Here is a 15,510-nt window from a genome sequence, read left to right on the forward strand (position 1 = left end):
CGCCATGACCTCTACAGATATCCCCACGCCCGACACCGGCGAATCGAGTGCACCACGCGCGGATGACGCCGTCACCTTCGCGGACCTACAGATCGCCCCCGAGGTGCTGCGTGCGGTGTCCGACGTGGGGTACGAAACACCGTCGGCGATTCAGGCCGCCACCATCCCGCCGTTGTTGGCAGGTTCGGATGTGGTGGGCCTGGCGCAGACCGGTACGGGGAAGACGGCGGCGTTCGCCATCCCCATCCTCTCTAAAATCGATCTGACCTCGAAGAACACCCAGGCCTTGGTGCTGGCGCCCACACGTGAGCTGGCGTTGCAGGTCGCCGAGGCGTTCGGCCGGTACGGCGCCCATATGCCCAAGCTGAATGTGCTGCCGATCTATGGCGGTCAGTCGTATGTGGTGCAGCTGTCGGGCCTCAAGCGGGGGGCTCAGGTTGTGGTCGGGACACCGGGGCGTGTCATCGACCACCTCGAGCGCGGCACGTTGGATCTGTCGCATCTGGACTATCTGGTGCTGGACGAGGCCGACGAGATGCTCACCATGGGCTTCGCCGAGGATGTCGAACGCATCCTGGCCGATACTCCCGAGTACAAGCAGGTGGCGCTGTTCTCGGCCACCATGCCCACCACCATCCGCCGGCTCACCAAGAAGTACCTGCACGACCCGGTGGAGATCAAGGTCGAGGCAAAGACGTCCACGGCCGAGAACATCACTCAGCGCTTCATCCAGGTGGCCGGCCCCCGCAAGATGGACGCGCTCACCCGGATCCTCGAGGTCGAGACGTTCGAGGCGATGATCGTGTTCGTCAGGACCAAACAGGCCACCGAGGAGGTGGCCGAAAAGCTCAAGGCACGCGGATTCGCCGCGGCGGCGATCAACGGCGATATCAACCAGTCGCAACGTGAGCGGACCATCAACGCGCTCAAGAGCGGGACCATCGACATCCTCGTGGCCACCGATGTTGCCGCCCGCGGTCTGGACGTCGAACGCATCTCCCACGTCCTCAACTACGACATTCCGCACGACACGGAGTCGTATGTGCACCGCATCGGCCGCACGGGTCGCGCGGGCCGCTCGGGTACCGCGGTGTTGTTCGTCTCTCCGCGTGAGCGGCACCTACTCAAGGCCATCGAGAAGGCCACCGGTGCCCGGCTTGCCGAGGAGCCGCTGCCGTCGGTCGACGATGTCAATGCCCAGCGAGTGACGAAGTTCCGCGATGCCATCACCGCTGCGCTCGCGGCACCGGAAATCGAACTGTTCCGCCGGCTCGTCGAGGACTACGAACGCGATAACAATGTGCCGGTGGCCGATATCGCGGCAGCGCTGGCGGTACTGTCGCGCGACGGCGAGCAGTTCCTGCTGAAGCCCGATCCGCCTCGTGATCCTCGCCACGAGCGTGGGGAACGCCCCGAGCGCGGGCCCCGCGAACCGCGCACGCAGACTCCCGGCTTGGCGACGTATCGCATTGCTGTCGGCAAGCGGCACAAGGTGATGCCGGGCGCCATCGTGGGCGCGATCGCGAACGAAGGTGGTCTGCATCGCAGCGACTTCGGGCACATCACCATCCGCCCGGATCACTCACTTGTGGAGCTGCCCGCCAAGCTGTCGCCCAAGACATTGAAAGCGCTGGAGAACACCCGGATCTCCGGTGTACTCATCGAACTGCGCCCCGCGGGTGGGCCCGATGGTGCGCGCCCGGCGCGCAAGTTCGCGGATCGCAAGCGCCCAGACCACAAGCACACGGACCACAAACGGTCGGAGGCGAAGCGTCCCAAGCGGTCCCCCAAGAAACCATGACGGCGGTCCCCGCGACTGACAGTGCCCCCGTCGTCCATGGTCCCGGACGCGTCGCTGCGCTCACGGGTATCCGGGCGGTGGCCGCGACCCTCGTGGTGGCCACCCACGCGGCTTACAGCACCGGGAACTACGTCGTCGACGGCGTCTCTCCATGGCGGGCCTATCTGCACCTGATGCAGGCTCGTTTGGAGATCGGTGTCCCGATTTTCTTCGTTCTGTCCGGGTTCTTGCTGTTCCTGCCCTGGGTGCGGGCCGCTGCTGACGGTACTGCCTCACCTTCGGTGAAACGCTATGCCTGGCACAGGTTTCGGCGCATCATGCCTGCGTACTGGATTCTGGTGGCGATCGCGTACACCTGGTATCACATCCGGGATCAGTATCCGAACCCCGGACACACCTGGCTGGGCTTACTGCGAAACCTCACGCTCACCCAGATTTACACCTCCAATTACGGGTATCGCTATATCCATCAAGGCATGACCCAGATCTGGAGCCTTGCCGTCGAGGCGGCGTTCTACGTCGCATTGCCCTTGTTGGCGTGGCTGCTGATCAAGAAACTCTGTGGGGGTCAGTGGCATCCGGTGCGCCTGCTGGTCGGTCTGGGTGGTCTGGTCCTGGTGACACCGGCATGGATGACGCTGGTGTACACAGTCAGTGCCCTTCCGGACGGTGCGAAACTATGGCTTCCGGCCTACCTTTCATGGTTCGTGGGCGGCATGATTCTGTCCGTTCTCGCCGTGATGGGTGTGCGGTGCTACGCGTTGGTGACTGTGCCGCTCGCGATCATCTGCTACCTCATCGTGTCCACGCGGATAGCCGGAGACCCGACCACCTCGCCGTGGGCACTGCCGCAAGCGCTGACCAAATCGATCTTCTACGTGGTGATTGCGACATTGCTGGTCGCGCCCGCCGGGTTGGGTGACAACGGCTGGTATGTCAGGTTTCTCTCGTCGCGGCCCATGGTGTGGCTGGGGGAGATCTCTTACGAGCTGTTCCTGATCCACATGATCCTGATGGAGATCGTGATGGTCGACCTACTGCACTACCACGTCTACACCGGGTCGGTGGTGATCGTTTTCCTGGTGACGATGGTGGTCAGCGTGCCCGCGTCGTGGCTGATTCACCGGGCTGCGCAGATGCTGCTGGCGTGGGGTTCACGTCTGCGGAGATCATTGGTGCAACGAACTCCGTGATCAGAGTGCGCTCGTCGTCGGGGTTGTCCTCCGGGTACGACAGCAGCGAGATGATCACCCGGACATACCATTTTGCCCGCAGGTGGGATTCGGGGTCCGCGACTGTGCCGTCGACGAACGCCGACACCATGGCGTTCAGAACTTCCGAATGCAAGGCGAGTGATCCGCCGACGTACTCGCCGGGACGGAACCAGGCCGATAGCGCCGGGTTTTCGCGTACCACTCGCAGGCTGGTGAGTACGGCACTCACCAGACGTTCCGTCGGATCGTCGATTCCGGCGACCGCTGTGGTGACCTGTCCGGTGATGGTTCGTGCCTCGCGGTGCACGTAGGCGATGTGCAGCGCCTCGCGGTTCTCGAAGTACCGGTACAGCGTCGCGCGGGAACAGCCGGCGGCCTTGGCGATTTCATTCATGCCGACGGCGGCGACCCCGTCGCGCACGAACAGCTCGGCAGCTGCGTCGAGAATCTTCTCCGCGGCTACCGATGTTCGGGTGTCGGCCAACCAGCTCACGCTGGTTCACGCACTTCGCGCACACGGCTCATCGCAAGATCATCGCACGCGGATGGGGACCGTCAGGGGCCTTCGCACATACGAGCCGTCCGCCCAGGTGACTCCGTCCATGTCGACCTCGAAATCCGGTATGCGGGTGAGTAGTTCCTCAAGAGCCACCCGCGATTGCATGCGCGCCGCGGCGGCTCCCAGGCAGTGGTGATTCCCGTGACTGAAGGTAAGTAGCTTGCCCGGGTTCCGCAGGACATTCAGTTCGCCTGCATCATCTCCGTATTCGCGCTCATCGCGATTGGCGCTGCCGTAGAGCAGCAGCGCACGCCGCCCCGCCGGAATGGTGGTATCACCGATGGTGACATCGCGGGTCGCGGTGCGCGCGAGCCCCTGCACCGGAGATGTCAGGCGCAGGAATTCCTCGACCGCTCCCGGAATGCGCGATGGATCCTCGATCAGCATTCGCCGCTGTTCGGGATATTTATGCAGCAGTTGTATTGCACCGCCCAGCATTCCGGTGGTCGTATCGTTACCGCCCGTCACCATGGTGAATGCGAAACCGAGGATCTGGAGCGTCCCGCTGATATCTCCGTCCGCACCGACGCCCGCCGCGACCAGGTGCGACACGGTGTCGTCCTCGGGTTCGGCACGTCGTCGTTCAATCAGCCCGGTGAAGTACATCATCAGTTCACCGATGGTCTGAGCGACCTCGCCCTGCATGGCCTCGATGTCGATGGCGCCGCCGGATGCCGCCGCGACGATGCCATCGGTCCAGGCGTCGAACTGTGCGCGGTCCTCTTCGGGCACCCCGAGGTAGTGCGCGACAACCATCGAGGGCAACGGTTTGAACAGCTCTACGACGATATCGCCCTCGCCGCGTTCCTTGAGGCGCTCAAGGCGTTCCACCACGAACTCGCGCACCTTGGGTTCCACGGCGACGACTTGGCGCGGTGTGAATCCGCGGGAGACGAGCTTGCGGAAAGTGGTATGCGTGGGCGGGTCCTGCATGACCATGGGCGGGTTATCGCCCATGCCGGTCTTCTCCAGGTCGCCGTACATGACGGTCAGACCCCGTGCCGAGGAGAACGTCTCCCAATCGCGAGCGGCCTCGTAGACATCGGCATGCCGGGTGAGCACGTAATAGTCGTCGGCGGGGGCATGCTCGGGCACCACGTGGTGTACCGGATCGTGGTCGCGCAGGGCTTCGTACATCGGCCAGGGATCGGTCCAGTTGTCGGAGGCTCCGGGGATGTAGCGCGGCACAACTGCGTGAGACACATCAAGTGACATGTCTTATGTGTAAGGCATATGGCCCAGAGTGTCAAGACTCTTGGCGAAGCTAGACGAGCGTCCCTGGGTTGAGGATGCCCGCCGGGTCGAGAGCCTGTTTGATTCGGCGATTGACCTCCAGCACCTCCGGGCCGACCTGGCCGCCCAACCATGGCTTCTTGAGGCGGCCCACCCCGTGCTCGCCGGTGATGGTGCCTCCCAAAGAGATCGCCAGATTCATGATCGCGCCGAACGCGGCATGGGCGCGCTGCGACTCATCGGGGTTGTTGGGGTTGTGCACGATCAGTGGATGGGTGTTGCCGTCACCGGCGTGTGCGATCACCGAGATGAGCAACCGGTGTTGTGTCGCGATGGCTTCCACTCCTTTCACCAGCTCGGCGAGCTTGGGGAGTGGAACGCCCACGTCTTCCAGTAGCAGCGGCCCCTTTGCTTCCACCGCAGGGATCGCGAACCTTCGTGCCGCGACGAAGGCCTCGCCCTCCTCCTGGTCATCGGTGGAAAAGACCTCGGCAGCATGATGATCGGTAAAGATCCGTGCGATAAGGTCCGCATCCTCTGCCGACGTTCGACCGCGTTCATCCGAGCGGGCGACGAGCATGGCGGCGGCCTCGCGGTCCAGCCCCATCTTCAATTTGTCCTCAACCGCGTTGATCGCCACCGAGTCCATGAACTCCAGCATTGAAGGCCGGATCTGTGCGGTAATGGCCAGTACCGCATCGGCCGCCTCGGTTACCGAATTGAACGTCGCCACCACGGTGCACGGCGGCGGTTGTGGGGGCAGTAGCCGCAGCGTGACCTCGGTGATGACCCCCAGGGACCCCTCACTGCCCACGAAGAGCTTTGTAAGGCTCAGTCCAGCAACATCTTTCAGTCGCGGTCCGCCCAGTCTCAGGATTGTGCCGTCGGCCAGGACGACGTGCATGCCCAGCACGTAGTCGGTGGTGACGCCGTACTTGACGCAGCACAGCCCACCTGCGTTGGTCGCGATGTTGCCGCCGATGCTGCAGATCTCGAAGGACGATGGGTCCGGCGGGTACCAGAGACCGTGTTCGGCGGCGCTGGCCTTTACTTCCGCGTTGAGGGCGCCGGGCTGGGCGATCGCGACACGCGTGGTGGTGTCGATCGTGATGGCGCGCATCCGTTCGGTCGACAGCACGATAGCGCCGTCCTGGGCGGTCGACCCCCCGGATAGTCCAGTGCCCGCACCGCGGGGCACGACGGGGATGTGATGGGTGCTGGCCCATTTCAGGGTCGCGGAGACCTGCTCAGTGCTGCTGGGACGTACCACCGCCAAGGGCGTTCCGGCGTCAGGATCGAAGGCGCGGTCCTGTCGATAGGAGGCGGTGATATCCGGATCGGTGATGACCGCACCCTCGCCGAGGGTGGTTGCGAGCTCGTCGAGGGCGGTCTGGCTCATATCATTCGCGCTGTCGCGCCGGCGTCGATCGGCAGCACCGTCCCGGTGATATGCGAGCTGGCTTCGTGAGCCAGGAACAACACGGCGCGGGTGACTTCCTCGGCTTTGAGGAAGGGGGCGTACTGCAGGTGCAGCGATGCGAAGACGGACTCGACGTCCTTGAGGGTCGGTTTCTCAAGATCGGGCCGCATCATGCCGAAGACGAAATCGTTTTGTGTCATCGGGGTTTCGATGTTGCCCGGTGCGACGGCGTTGACGGTGATGCCGTAGCCGACGAGGTCATGCGCGGCGACCTTGGTCAGTCCGATGACGCCCCACTTCGACGACACGTACGAGGCCTGCGCCCACGTTGCGCTGTGGCCGAGCATCGAGGAGACCGTGACGATCCGGCCGTAGTTCCGCTTGATCATGCCGGGTGCCACGGCCGCGATGGTGTTGAAGGTTCCGGTGAGATTGGTGCCGATAACCTCGTCCCATTGGGCAGACTCAACGTCGGGCAGCAGCGCGATGGTGCTGATACCAGCGTTGGTGATCGCGATATCGATTCCGCCGAGTGACTCCTCGGTCTCGGCGACGAACGCCTCCAGCGCTGCACGGTCCTTCACATCAAGTTTGGCTGAGATGCACTGCCGCCCGGTCTTTTCGACCATCGCGACCGTCTCGGCCAGGTCGTCCTCGGTTGCCAGCGGATACCCCACGACGTCGCTGTTCTCGCAGCGGTCACAGATCGCGATATCAGCGCCCGCCTCGGCCAGCGCCAGTGCGTGCGAACGCCCCATGCCGCGTGCGCCGCCGGTGATCAGTGCAGTTCTTCTCTCGAAATCAGCCACGAAGCCGACCCTACCGAGTGGGATCGTTGTGGGGCCGCTGTTCGCCCCGGTCCAACTCCCGCAAGACGGGCATTTGCGTGCTGGCGACGGCGATGAGGATCATGGGTATGCCGATGATCGTCAAGGTCGAGGCGACGCCGAACTTGTCGGCGATCGGGCCGGCGAGCATGAATCCGAGCGGCCCGGCGCAGTACGCGGTGGAGGTCATGACGCCCACCACCCGGCCGCGCAAGTGTTCGGGGGAGCGGGTCTGCATCACGTAGTTGGCGATCGGCGCCACCGGTCCGTAGATGAAGCCCAGGCATGCGCCCAGTACCAGCAGCACCGCGATGGGCGGCAGGAGCGACATACCCAGCGTGGTGATGCCGGCGGTGAAGGTGGCGCACAGCATGATGGTGCGGCGTTGGACGTAGCGCACCATGGTGGCGTACCCGAGGGCGCCGAGCAGTCCGCCGACCGAGATGGCCATGAGTATCCAGCCGAGCTGCTGAGGTGTTCCGGCGTCGCTGAAGTGCTTGGGCAGCAATACACTTTCGATCGGCAGGTACAGCGCCGTGATGGCCATGTCGATGAGCGCCAGGGTGCGCAGGATCTTGACATTCCAGACGAACTTCAATCCCTCGACGACACCGCTGACGACACCGGTGGGCTTGGTTTCGGCGGCCGGTTTCCCGCTGCCGTCGACCTTGAGGAAGGTGATGGCCACTACCGACACGACGAACGTCGCAGCGGTGGCCCACATGGTGTTGACACCGCCGATGGAGGCGATCAGTAGACCTCCTAGACCTGGTCCCACGATGTAGGCGACGTTGAACACCGCTTCGTACATGCTGTTCATCCGGTCGAGGGACCAGCCGGCAGCCTTCGCCGCGGCAGGCAGCATTGATTCGCGTGCGGTGATCCCGGCGGGGTCGAAGATGGCGCCGAGTGCGGCGAGGCCCGCAAGCAGCGGCACGCTCAGCCCGGTCGTCATCGCCAGAATCGGTATGGCAGAGACGGATAACAGCGAGAGAACGTCGGAGATGATCGACATCTTGCGGCGCCCGAAGAAGTCGACCGCGGTCCCCGAGATCAGGGTGGAGAAGACCAGGGGCAGGGTGCCGGCGGCGGCGACGATCGCGGCATCCGCGGCCGAGCCGGTGCGCTGCAGCACCAGCCAGGGGATCGCCACGATCGACACACCGTTGCCGATGGCGGCCACAACGGATGCGAAGAGCAGCAGGAGTACCGGCCGGCGATTCACCTGATCGATTGTCGGCGAATCCGCCGTCGGAGAGGACATGTCGCGGAAAAACGTAGCAGCGAGCTGTGCGGGCGGTCGAGCGAATTTCTTGGCTAGTTGGCCTGCACCGCTGCGCGGATGATCTGGGCGGTCGCTTCCAGGTTGGGATCGCGACGAACCATGAATCCCTTTGCGAAGGCAAGTTTGTCGCCTCCGCGTCGCGGCACCACGTGTAGGTGCGCGTGCATGACCGTCTGGAATGCGACGCGGCCGTCGTTGAGCGCCAGGTTGGTGCCATCGCTCTGCAGCTCCGAATCGCGCATGGCGTTGGCGATGCGCTGGCCCACCGTCATGATGGCGGCGGCGTCATCGGGCTTCAGATCCGTGAGGTCCTGTGCGTGGGCCTTCGGGATCACCAGGGTGTGTCCGCGGGTGATGGGGCGGATATCGAGGAAGGCGAGCGTCGTCTCGTCCTCGTACACACGGAATGATGGCGACTCGCCGGCGACAATGGCGCAGAAGACACACGACATGAGCACACCGTAGCGGGTCGGCAGATCAATTCACTTCTGTCACAGCTGTTTCAGGGCATGGCTGGGTGCCGATGGGCGGGATTAGCGTCCGAACATGTATTCGATTGGGGTGTTCGGGGCTGCGGTTTGATGCCTTCTGTGCTGATGCGATCGATGCGTTGAGCGCTTCCGAGGCGTTGGCGGTGTGGCCCGGTCAGAGTGGTGCAGCGTCGGCTCTGCGCTGCTGGGCTGGGGTTGGTGCCTGCGGTGACCACCCAAGCCTCGCCGGTTGAACTCGGTGGTACCTCGCATGCCGATGTTTTGTCTGGGCGGTTGCATGTGAGTAAGGGGGCGGCGCGGTGCCGGATCGCTGATGCTGACCGGTTGGCAACCCGACGGGCGGCGACCGGTGAGGTGTTGGCGCCCGTGTTGCCCCGCACCGCTGCGGCCTTTGAGCGAGGTGAGATCGGGGGCGAACACGTGCGGATCGTGCGGCAGTTCTAGGACCCCCCGTTGCCCAGACTGCCGGGACGCCCGCCCCGATCACGAAAGCCACCAACAGGCCCGCGCCGAGTGCGTCGCCGCTCGACGCAAGTAAGCCGCCGCGCTCGCCGACCCGCACGCCATGGAGGCATTGGCCGTCTGGCTAGCCGTCGTCTGACGCTAGTAAGGGCCATGGGCTCTCCCATCCCTTGTACTGCCGTGGTTCCTCCTGTCACCAGGTGGTGCGATTTGTCGGCGGGAGTCGGTATTGGGGTGTTGGAGGCGGCCTTGATGCCTTCTGTGACCGGGCGCGCATCCGTGATTTAGCTGTGCGCCACCCCACTCCCGGACGTAATTTCCCGGTGCTCGGCGCGCTCACAGACGACTTCGGCGCCATAATCCTATTGCGGGAGTGTCCCATTCGGGCGGTGGGCCAAGTCCGTCTGACCGTCGCGCGTCTGATCGCGCCTGGATAATCAACTTATAGATGACAGACTTCGTCTACCAGTTGCGAACCCTATCGCCCAGTCTTATCGTTTCTGCTATCAGGTTCACGGCGAGTGATCGCCAAGTGCCAACGTTGTCACCTGATCGAAGTTCGAATCTATCGCCAACTGGCAGAGCCTTTTTCGGCTCGCCTTGAGCGAACCAGACGGCAAAGATGAAAGGCACTCTGATACCCATGAGCAATCTGCTTAGCTACGACCAGATTCACACCATTGTGCGTGAGGAATTGGCCGAGGTGCTCGGCATCGAGACCGAGGAAGTCACGACGGCGCCGATGTCTGACCAGGGCGTAGAGTCGCTCGATATCGTCGAACTCCGGCGCAATCTGGAGTCGAAGTTCCGTGTTACCTTCCCGCGCAGCAACGTTCTCAGCGCTCTCGCTGATGAGCTTGGAGGTAAGGACCGCGTGTACGACGCGGAAGGTCGGATCACCAAGCTGGCTGAAGGTGCGTTGTATCAATCGGCGTTCGGCTACACGGCCGACGACTTCCAGGCCGGTGCTTGGCCACACGAGGTTTCGGGGGCGACAACGACCGCCCATTGGGCGTCGATGGCGCATCGCCTCCTCAACCCTTCGGCTGGTCCGGTCACCGGCGATGAACTTCTGGTCGCCGATGTGCGGGAAGCACTTACTCAGGCCAACTCGGCTGTCGCATAGCGTCTTTAGCTAAAGCATCTTCACAGATGGAGCTACAGAAACAGTCACCTGATGACGACGATGTAGTCATCACAGGGATTGGACTTGTCGCGGGTACGGTTACCGATCCCGAGGAGCTATTTTGGCAGTTGAACGACGGTGCCTCCTTCATCCGGCAGCACCAGGACCATCGCGATGCTGAGTTGCCCGCGTCGGTTTCCGGGCACGTAGATGAGGAAACCGTGCGCAAGCTGGCGAGTGCCTTGCCGGAGCAGGCGGCTCGGGTTGGTGCGGCTGGTGTAATCGGATGGCATGCGGCAGTGGAGGCTTGGAAGCGCAGTGGCCTGCCTAACCTTGCGGGCAGCGACCGGGTCGGTGTGTTTGCCGCGTGCAACAAGCTCGCGTTCGCGCCGGACACACTCGCGGATCTGTCTCGGCTCTATGACCGGCAAGCCGGCACGTTCGACCTCGACGCCTACCTGGACCATCGCGAGGCCGTATCGGATCCTCCGGATGATCTTCTGCAGTTTCTTCCGGATACGCTGACCGCCTCTCTGGCCGAGTATTTCGGCCTCGGTGGACCACTGGTGACTCATGCGGAGGCGTGTGCTGCGGGCGGTGTGGCGATCGGCAGCGGCTACCGGCATATTCGCTCCGGCGAATTGGATGTGGCGCTGGTCGGTGGCGCAGAGCGACTGACTACCTACAGCATCGTCACGGCTTTCGCCGCGCTCGGCGCGCTCGCCCCCACTGGTGACAAACCAAGCGCCGAGATAAGCAGGCCATTCGATAAGGCTCGCAACGGTTTCGTCATCGCCGACGGCGCCGCATTCCTTGTGCTGGAACGACGCTCGCACGCCGAAGCGCGTGGTGCACAGGCGCTGGCAAGAGTCGCCGGCTACACGGGCACCGCCGAAGCAGTACGGATAACCTCAAGCGAGCGGGACGGTGCGACATACGCGGCATGTATGCGTGCCGCGATCGCTGATGCCGGTCTGAGTCCGTCAGACATACATCATGTGAACGCTCACGGGACGGGTACGCAAGCCAACGACGAGTGCGAAGCTGCAGCTCTGCACTTGGTGTTCGGTGCCGACGCAGCCTCAATTCCGTTGACCAGCACCAAGTCCTCGCTCGGTCATGGATTTGCGGCAAGCGGCGCGATCGAAGCCGTGCTGTCTGCGATGAGCTTGCGTGAACAGGTTATTCCGCCCACGCTGAATTTCAGTGAGCCGGACGATGTCACCAAAGGGCTCGACGTAGTCACCAAGGCCCGGCACTGTGAATTCGACACCGTGCTCTCCAACTCCTTCGGCTTTGGCGGCATGAACTGCACACTAATCCTGGCAAAGGAAGCGTGACACTCGATGAATCAGCGGTTGGCGGTAGGACTGTGTAATCCAGGCTTGTATTCCGCAACCGGGCTCGGCGTGGAGGCCGTATGGGAAGCACTGCGAATAGGAAAAAAGAGCACTGTCCCAAACGAATTCATGTTCGGACCGTGGTCCGAGATTCCTGAAGTCTTCGCCGTTCCCGATCCAGATGCATCCACGCTTGGTATCCACCGAAAAGCACTGCGCACGACGGTGAAACAAACTCGCTTGGCGATGTATGGGGCCCAACTGTCACTGAAGGGCATCTCGGATGTTGGCCGCCCTGAGTGGGGCGCCTATCTCGGCCTACCTATGGTTCTCAGTCCGCTACTGCCGCAATGTGATACGCCTGACCTTGGCGAGGTGGCGCAAGACCCCGAGAAGATCGCCGAGCTGTATCTTCGAGATATTCCACCGTTCTTCGCGCTAACAGATTCGAACAACACGGTGGCTGGCCATATCGCAATCCTGTTTGGGTTGACCGGCCCCACGTCGGTGTATTCGCCCTTCTCCGACGCAGGCATGCAGGCGCTGATCGAAGGTGCACTCGCAGTTGCGGAAGGCGACTGTGAGACTGCGTTGGTCGGCGCGGTAAGCCCGTCTATATCCCCTTGGTTGGCATTGCAATACGACGATCTGGACTGGAACGGAGCGATCCCCGGCGAAGCGGCGGCATTCTTTAGCGTCGGGCAGTCCAGCGATGTTGTACTTACGGGCTACAGCCGCGGGTTCGCTACCAGTCAGAATCGCCCCGAGGTGCTTGCGGAGACGCTGCGAAATGCGTTGCGCATGGCCGAATTATCGGTTGAGGACGTGGGCTGGATACTGGCCGACAGCCCATGGACAGACGAGGTGGCTCACGCTCAGCATGCCGCGATTAGTGGCGTGTTCAACGATCAGGCGCCGGTGTTCTCCGCGGAGCAGGCTATCGGAGTTACCGGACCGGCGCAGCCCTTGGTGCACGTGTTGTTGGCCCGGCACGGACTGCTTCGCGGGTTGCGGCTGCTCCCGGCGAACGGAAACGGCGACGATGCCGTGGCCGAAGAATCACTGTCGAACAATCAGGCGGTTGTGGTGCTCAGTTGCGGTGTCCAAGGACAGGTTTGCGCTGTCGTAGTGGAGAAGGTGGCGCGATGAGCGATGTGAACCGGCCCCGGCACGGCAATCGTGTATTGGTGACGGGCCTTGGCGTGGTCTGTGGCCTTGGCATGAACTGGCAGTCCATGTGGGATGGATTGGTAAACGGGCGTTCGGCAATACAGGCATGGTCGCCGCCCGATGTTCCGAACTTCCCCGTCGGCTATGCGGCACCGGTAGACGACCAAGCGTTTACCGCGTTGTTTCCCGATTTCGGTGCGCCGATGGAGAGGCGCACCCGGTTTGGCCTCGCGGCCGCGCAGCAAGCACTGGAGGACGCCGGTGTGACGAACGCTGAGGCACTGGGCCGCGCCGGTGTTTCGATCGCCTCGGAGATGCCAGAACGTGAATCAGGAGAGTTGTTGAGTGCGTACGTCGATGGCGTCGTGGACTGGAAACGCGTACACGAACAACAGATCGGCCTTGACCGGTCGCACGCGCCGTTGGCCACCGGCGATGCCTTGGCGACCGAAATCGCCACGCGCTCTGGCCTAGCTGGTCCCACGCTGAACCTCAATACGGCGTGCGCCGGAGCAACACACGCACTCGGGCACGGCTTCCGGATGATCCGGCGCGGGGAAACGGATGCCGTTATCGCCGGGGGAGCGGTTAGCCCACTGAATCTGCCGATAATGACGAGTCTGTACCTGCTCGGCGCCCCATCAACATCAAAACTCTACGGCGACCGGCTATGTCGGGCGTTTGACCGCGACCGCAGTGGGATGGTCACCGCCGAGGGGGCAGCAATGGTGCTCTTGGAGAGCGAGTCGTCGGCACTGGCGCGCGGTGCGCACGTGTACGGCGAGGTGGCGGGGTTCGGCAGCTCGCTGGACGCATATCAGGTCACCGCACCGCACCCGCAAGGAGGCGGGTCGGTTTTGGCGATGCAGCGTGCCCTCGCCGATGCTGGAGTCGCCCCGTCCGAGGTGGGTTATGTAAGTGCACACGGTACATCCACTCCGCTGAGCGACGCGGCCGAGACGGCGGCGATCAAGGAAGTGTTCCGCTCCGGTGAGCATTACCGCTCGCTCATGGTCAGCTCTATCAAGACGATGCTGGGCCACATGCTCGCCGCGGCGGGCGCCCAGCAGCTGATAGCGACGGTGCTGTCGCTGCGCGACGGAATCATCCCGCCGACGCTCAACCTGGAGAACCCCGACCCGGCCTGTGACCTTGATTATGTGCCGGGTCAGGCCCGCAAGGCCGATGTCGAGGTGGCAATCAACAACTCGCTCGGGTTCGGTGGGCTCAACGCTGCTCTGGTGGTACGCCGTTATGACAACTGAACATTCAGATCAATCAATAGTCGTGACGGGAACCGGCGTGGTACTGCCGACGGGTCGTCACATCACGCCCCTGTGGGATGCCTGGACTGACGGAAAACCGGCTATTTCGCCGTACCTCGATCCGCTGGTCTCCACGCGCCGGATCACGCATTTCGGCCATGTACCGGCCGAGGTCGTGGAGCAAAGCCGGGAAGCGGTGCCACACAGACAGCGGAAGTACGGCACCCCGTACACCTTCAACGCGGTATTGGCAGCTCAAGATGCGATCACCGAGGCGGGACCAGGCTGGGCGACCATCGATGATCATCGACGCGGACTATTTGTCGCACAAGACAATTCCACTACACCTAGCATCGGAACCTTCGCGCGAGGACTGACACAACTGGGTGAGGGCCGCGAAATCGATTTCGGCGCAGTGACAAACGAGCTACTCATGAACGGAGGGCTTGATCCGTTCACCATCATTCATGCCCTGAACAACAACACGCTCGCGCTGGTAAGCATCGTCCATGAGCTCCGCGGGGATTGCGCAGCGCTGGTCCAGGGCGAATCTGCGGCAGTCACCGCGCTGCAACGAGCCAAGTTCAGTCTGCGTAACGGGCATTGCGATATCGCGTTGGTGGTGGGTGCAGGCAGCTACAACGAACCACTCACGCTGGCCGGGCATTACCGCCTGGGCCATCTCAGTAAAGACGCTGGCGGCGACGGCCAGCTGCGGAGTTTCGATAGTGCGCAAGACGGAACGATCCTGAGTGAGGGCGCGGTAGCGCTGGTGTTGGAACGCTCGCGAGACGCGACCGCGCGCGGTGCCACACCGCTGGTCGAATTATGTGACACGGTTGTCGTTTCGGGCAGCCGCGGCGCCGGGCCCGCACACGTCGCTGGCCGTTATGAAGGCATGCTGCACCAGAACGGGATTGGCACAGAGCAACTCGGTGCGGTGCTGGCCGACGGCAAGGCGGCCCCCGGCTACGACACCACCGAGATCGAACTGCTCACCACCTTGTTCAAGGGCAGTGGCATACCCGTATCGACCGTTCGGCCGATAACCGGTACACCAGGTGCGGCCGGCCCGCTGGTCGATCTGGCACTCGCTGGGCAAATTTTCACCGAAAATACTCTGCCGGCAATCGCCCATCTCGGAGATCCGCTGTCTGATCAGCTCGAGTTCGTACGGGGCGGACCCCGAAAGCAGCGGATCGACTCAGTTCTGGGCACCTATACCAACTTCAACGGAATCTCCAGTGCGGTACTGGCCAAACGTCCAGACACAGCGGGCGCGGCGTGAACATCAGGACCACTTGAGCATCACAAACC

The 15,510-nt window shown here is 63.1% G+C and carries 14 protein-coding genes; 8 read left to right on the plus strand and 6 right to left on the minus strand.

The window, feature by feature from the left end; genetic code table 11:
- Window positions 1-4 precede the first annotated feature (4 nt).
- Entirely contained in the window at window positions 5-1,801 is a 1,797-nt protein-coding gene (locus HBA99_RS07060) for a DEAD/DEAH box helicase (protein WP_030094843.1), read from the plus strand.
- Window positions 1,798-2,994 carry an acyltransferase family protein gene (locus HBA99_RS07065; RefSeq protein WP_030094844.1) on the plus strand — a complete coding sequence of 399 codons (1,197 nt, stop codon included), beginning with the start codon at window positions 1,798-1,800 and terminating at the stop codon, window positions 2,992-2,994. The genes HBA99_RS07060 and HBA99_RS07065 overlap by 4 nt, the downstream gene beginning before the upstream one ends.
- Here the strand turns inward: HBA99_RS07065 and HBA99_RS07070 are convergent.
- Genes HBA99_RS07070 through HBA99_RS07095 form a run of 6 tightly spaced genes read right to left on the minus strand, consistent with a single transcriptional unit; the run spans window position 2,897 to window position 8,791 of the window.
- Complete coding sequence (locus tag HBA99_RS07070) at window positions 2,897-3,508, minus strand: TetR/AcrR family transcriptional regulator (RefSeq protein ID WP_030094845.1); 612 nt, start codon at window positions 3,506-3,508, stop codon at window positions 2,897-2,899. The two genes, HBA99_RS07065 and HBA99_RS07070, sit on opposite strands and share 98 nt — an antisense overlap.
- A gap of 39 nt (window positions 3,509-3,547) precedes the next feature.
- Complete coding sequence (locus tag HBA99_RS07075) at window positions 3,548-4,789, minus strand: cytochrome P450 (RefSeq protein ID WP_030094846.1); 1,242 nt, start codon at window positions 4,787-4,789, stop codon at window positions 3,548-3,550.
- Window positions 4,790-4,838: 49 nt separating this feature from the next.
- On the minus strand, window positions 4,839-6,206 hold the full coding sequence (locus tag HBA99_RS07080; protein ID WP_030094847.1) for an FAD-binding oxidoreductase: 1,368 nt from the start codon (window positions 6,204-6,206) through the stop codon (window positions 4,839-4,841).
- A complete protein-coding gene (locus HBA99_RS07085) occupies window positions 6,203-7,036 on the minus strand; it encodes a mycofactocin-coupled SDR family oxidoreductase (RefSeq protein ID WP_030094848.1) in 834 nt (277 codons plus the stop codon). Before HBA99_RS07085 ends, HBA99_RS07080 begins: the two co-directional genes overlap by 4 nt.
- 10 nt (window positions 7,037-7,046) lie before the next feature.
- Complete coding sequence (locus tag HBA99_RS07090; RefSeq protein ID WP_030094849.1) at window positions 7,047-8,318, minus strand: MFS transporter; 1,272 nt, start codon at window positions 8,316-8,318, stop codon at window positions 7,047-7,049.
- 53 nt (window positions 8,319-8,371) lie between these two features.
- Window positions 8,372-8,791, minus strand: coding sequence for an HIT family protein (locus HBA99_RS07095; protein ID WP_005116307.1), 420 nt, complete (start codon window positions 8,789-8,791; stop codon window positions 8,372-8,374).
- Between the two features lie 246 nt (window positions 8,792-9,037).
- Between HBA99_RS07095 and HBA99_RS24930 the strand changes: the two genes are divergently transcribed.
- The 6 genes from HBA99_RS24930 (at window position 9,038) to HBA99_RS07125 (ending at window position 15,481) form a co-directional block, all read left to right on the plus strand.
- A complete protein-coding gene (locus tag HBA99_RS24930; RefSeq protein WP_030094850.1) occupies window positions 9,038-9,274 on the plus strand; it encodes a DUF222 domain-containing protein in 237 nt (78 codons plus the stop codon).
- Window positions 9,275-9,914: 640 nt separating this feature from the next.
- On the plus strand, window positions 9,915-10,418 hold the full coding sequence (locus HBA99_RS07105; protein WP_030094851.1) for a phosphopantetheine-binding protein: 504 nt from the start codon (window positions 9,915-9,917) through the stop codon (window positions 10,416-10,418).
- Between the two features lie 26 nt (window positions 10,419-10,444).
- Complete coding sequence (locus HBA99_RS07110; protein ID WP_030094852.1) at window positions 10,445-11,758, plus strand: beta-ketoacyl-[acyl-carrier-protein] synthase family protein; 1,314 nt, start codon at window positions 10,445-10,447, stop codon at window positions 11,756-11,758.
- A gap of 6 nt (window positions 11,759-11,764) precedes the next feature.
- Window positions 11,765-12,907: a beta-ketoacyl synthase N-terminal-like domain-containing protein gene (locus tag HBA99_RS07115; protein ID WP_030094853.1), complete on the plus strand. Its 1,143-nt coding sequence runs from the start codon at window positions 11,765-11,767 to the stop codon at window positions 12,905-12,907.
- The gene (locus HBA99_RS07120) at window positions 12,904-14,193 is read left to right on the plus strand and encodes a beta-ketoacyl-[acyl-carrier-protein] synthase family protein (protein WP_030094854.1); all 1,290 of its coding nucleotides are present in this window, start codon (window positions 12,904-12,906) and stop codon (window positions 14,191-14,193) included. The genes HBA99_RS07115 and HBA99_RS07120 overlap by 4 nt, the downstream gene beginning before the upstream one ends.
- A 22-nt stretch (window positions 14,194-14,215) precedes the next feature.
- Window positions 14,216-15,481: a beta-ketoacyl synthase N-terminal-like domain-containing protein gene (locus HBA99_RS07125; RefSeq protein ID WP_030094855.1), complete on the plus strand. Its 1,266-nt coding sequence runs from the start codon at window positions 14,216-14,218 to the stop codon at window positions 15,479-15,481.
- Window positions 15,482-15,510 lie beyond the last annotated feature (29 nt).

Origin of the sequence: Mycobacteroides chelonae (assembly GCF_016767715.1) — a bacterium.
Classification (GTDB): domain Bacteria; phylum Actinomycetota; class Actinomycetes; order Mycobacteriales; family Mycobacteriaceae; genus Mycobacterium; species Mycobacterium gwanakae.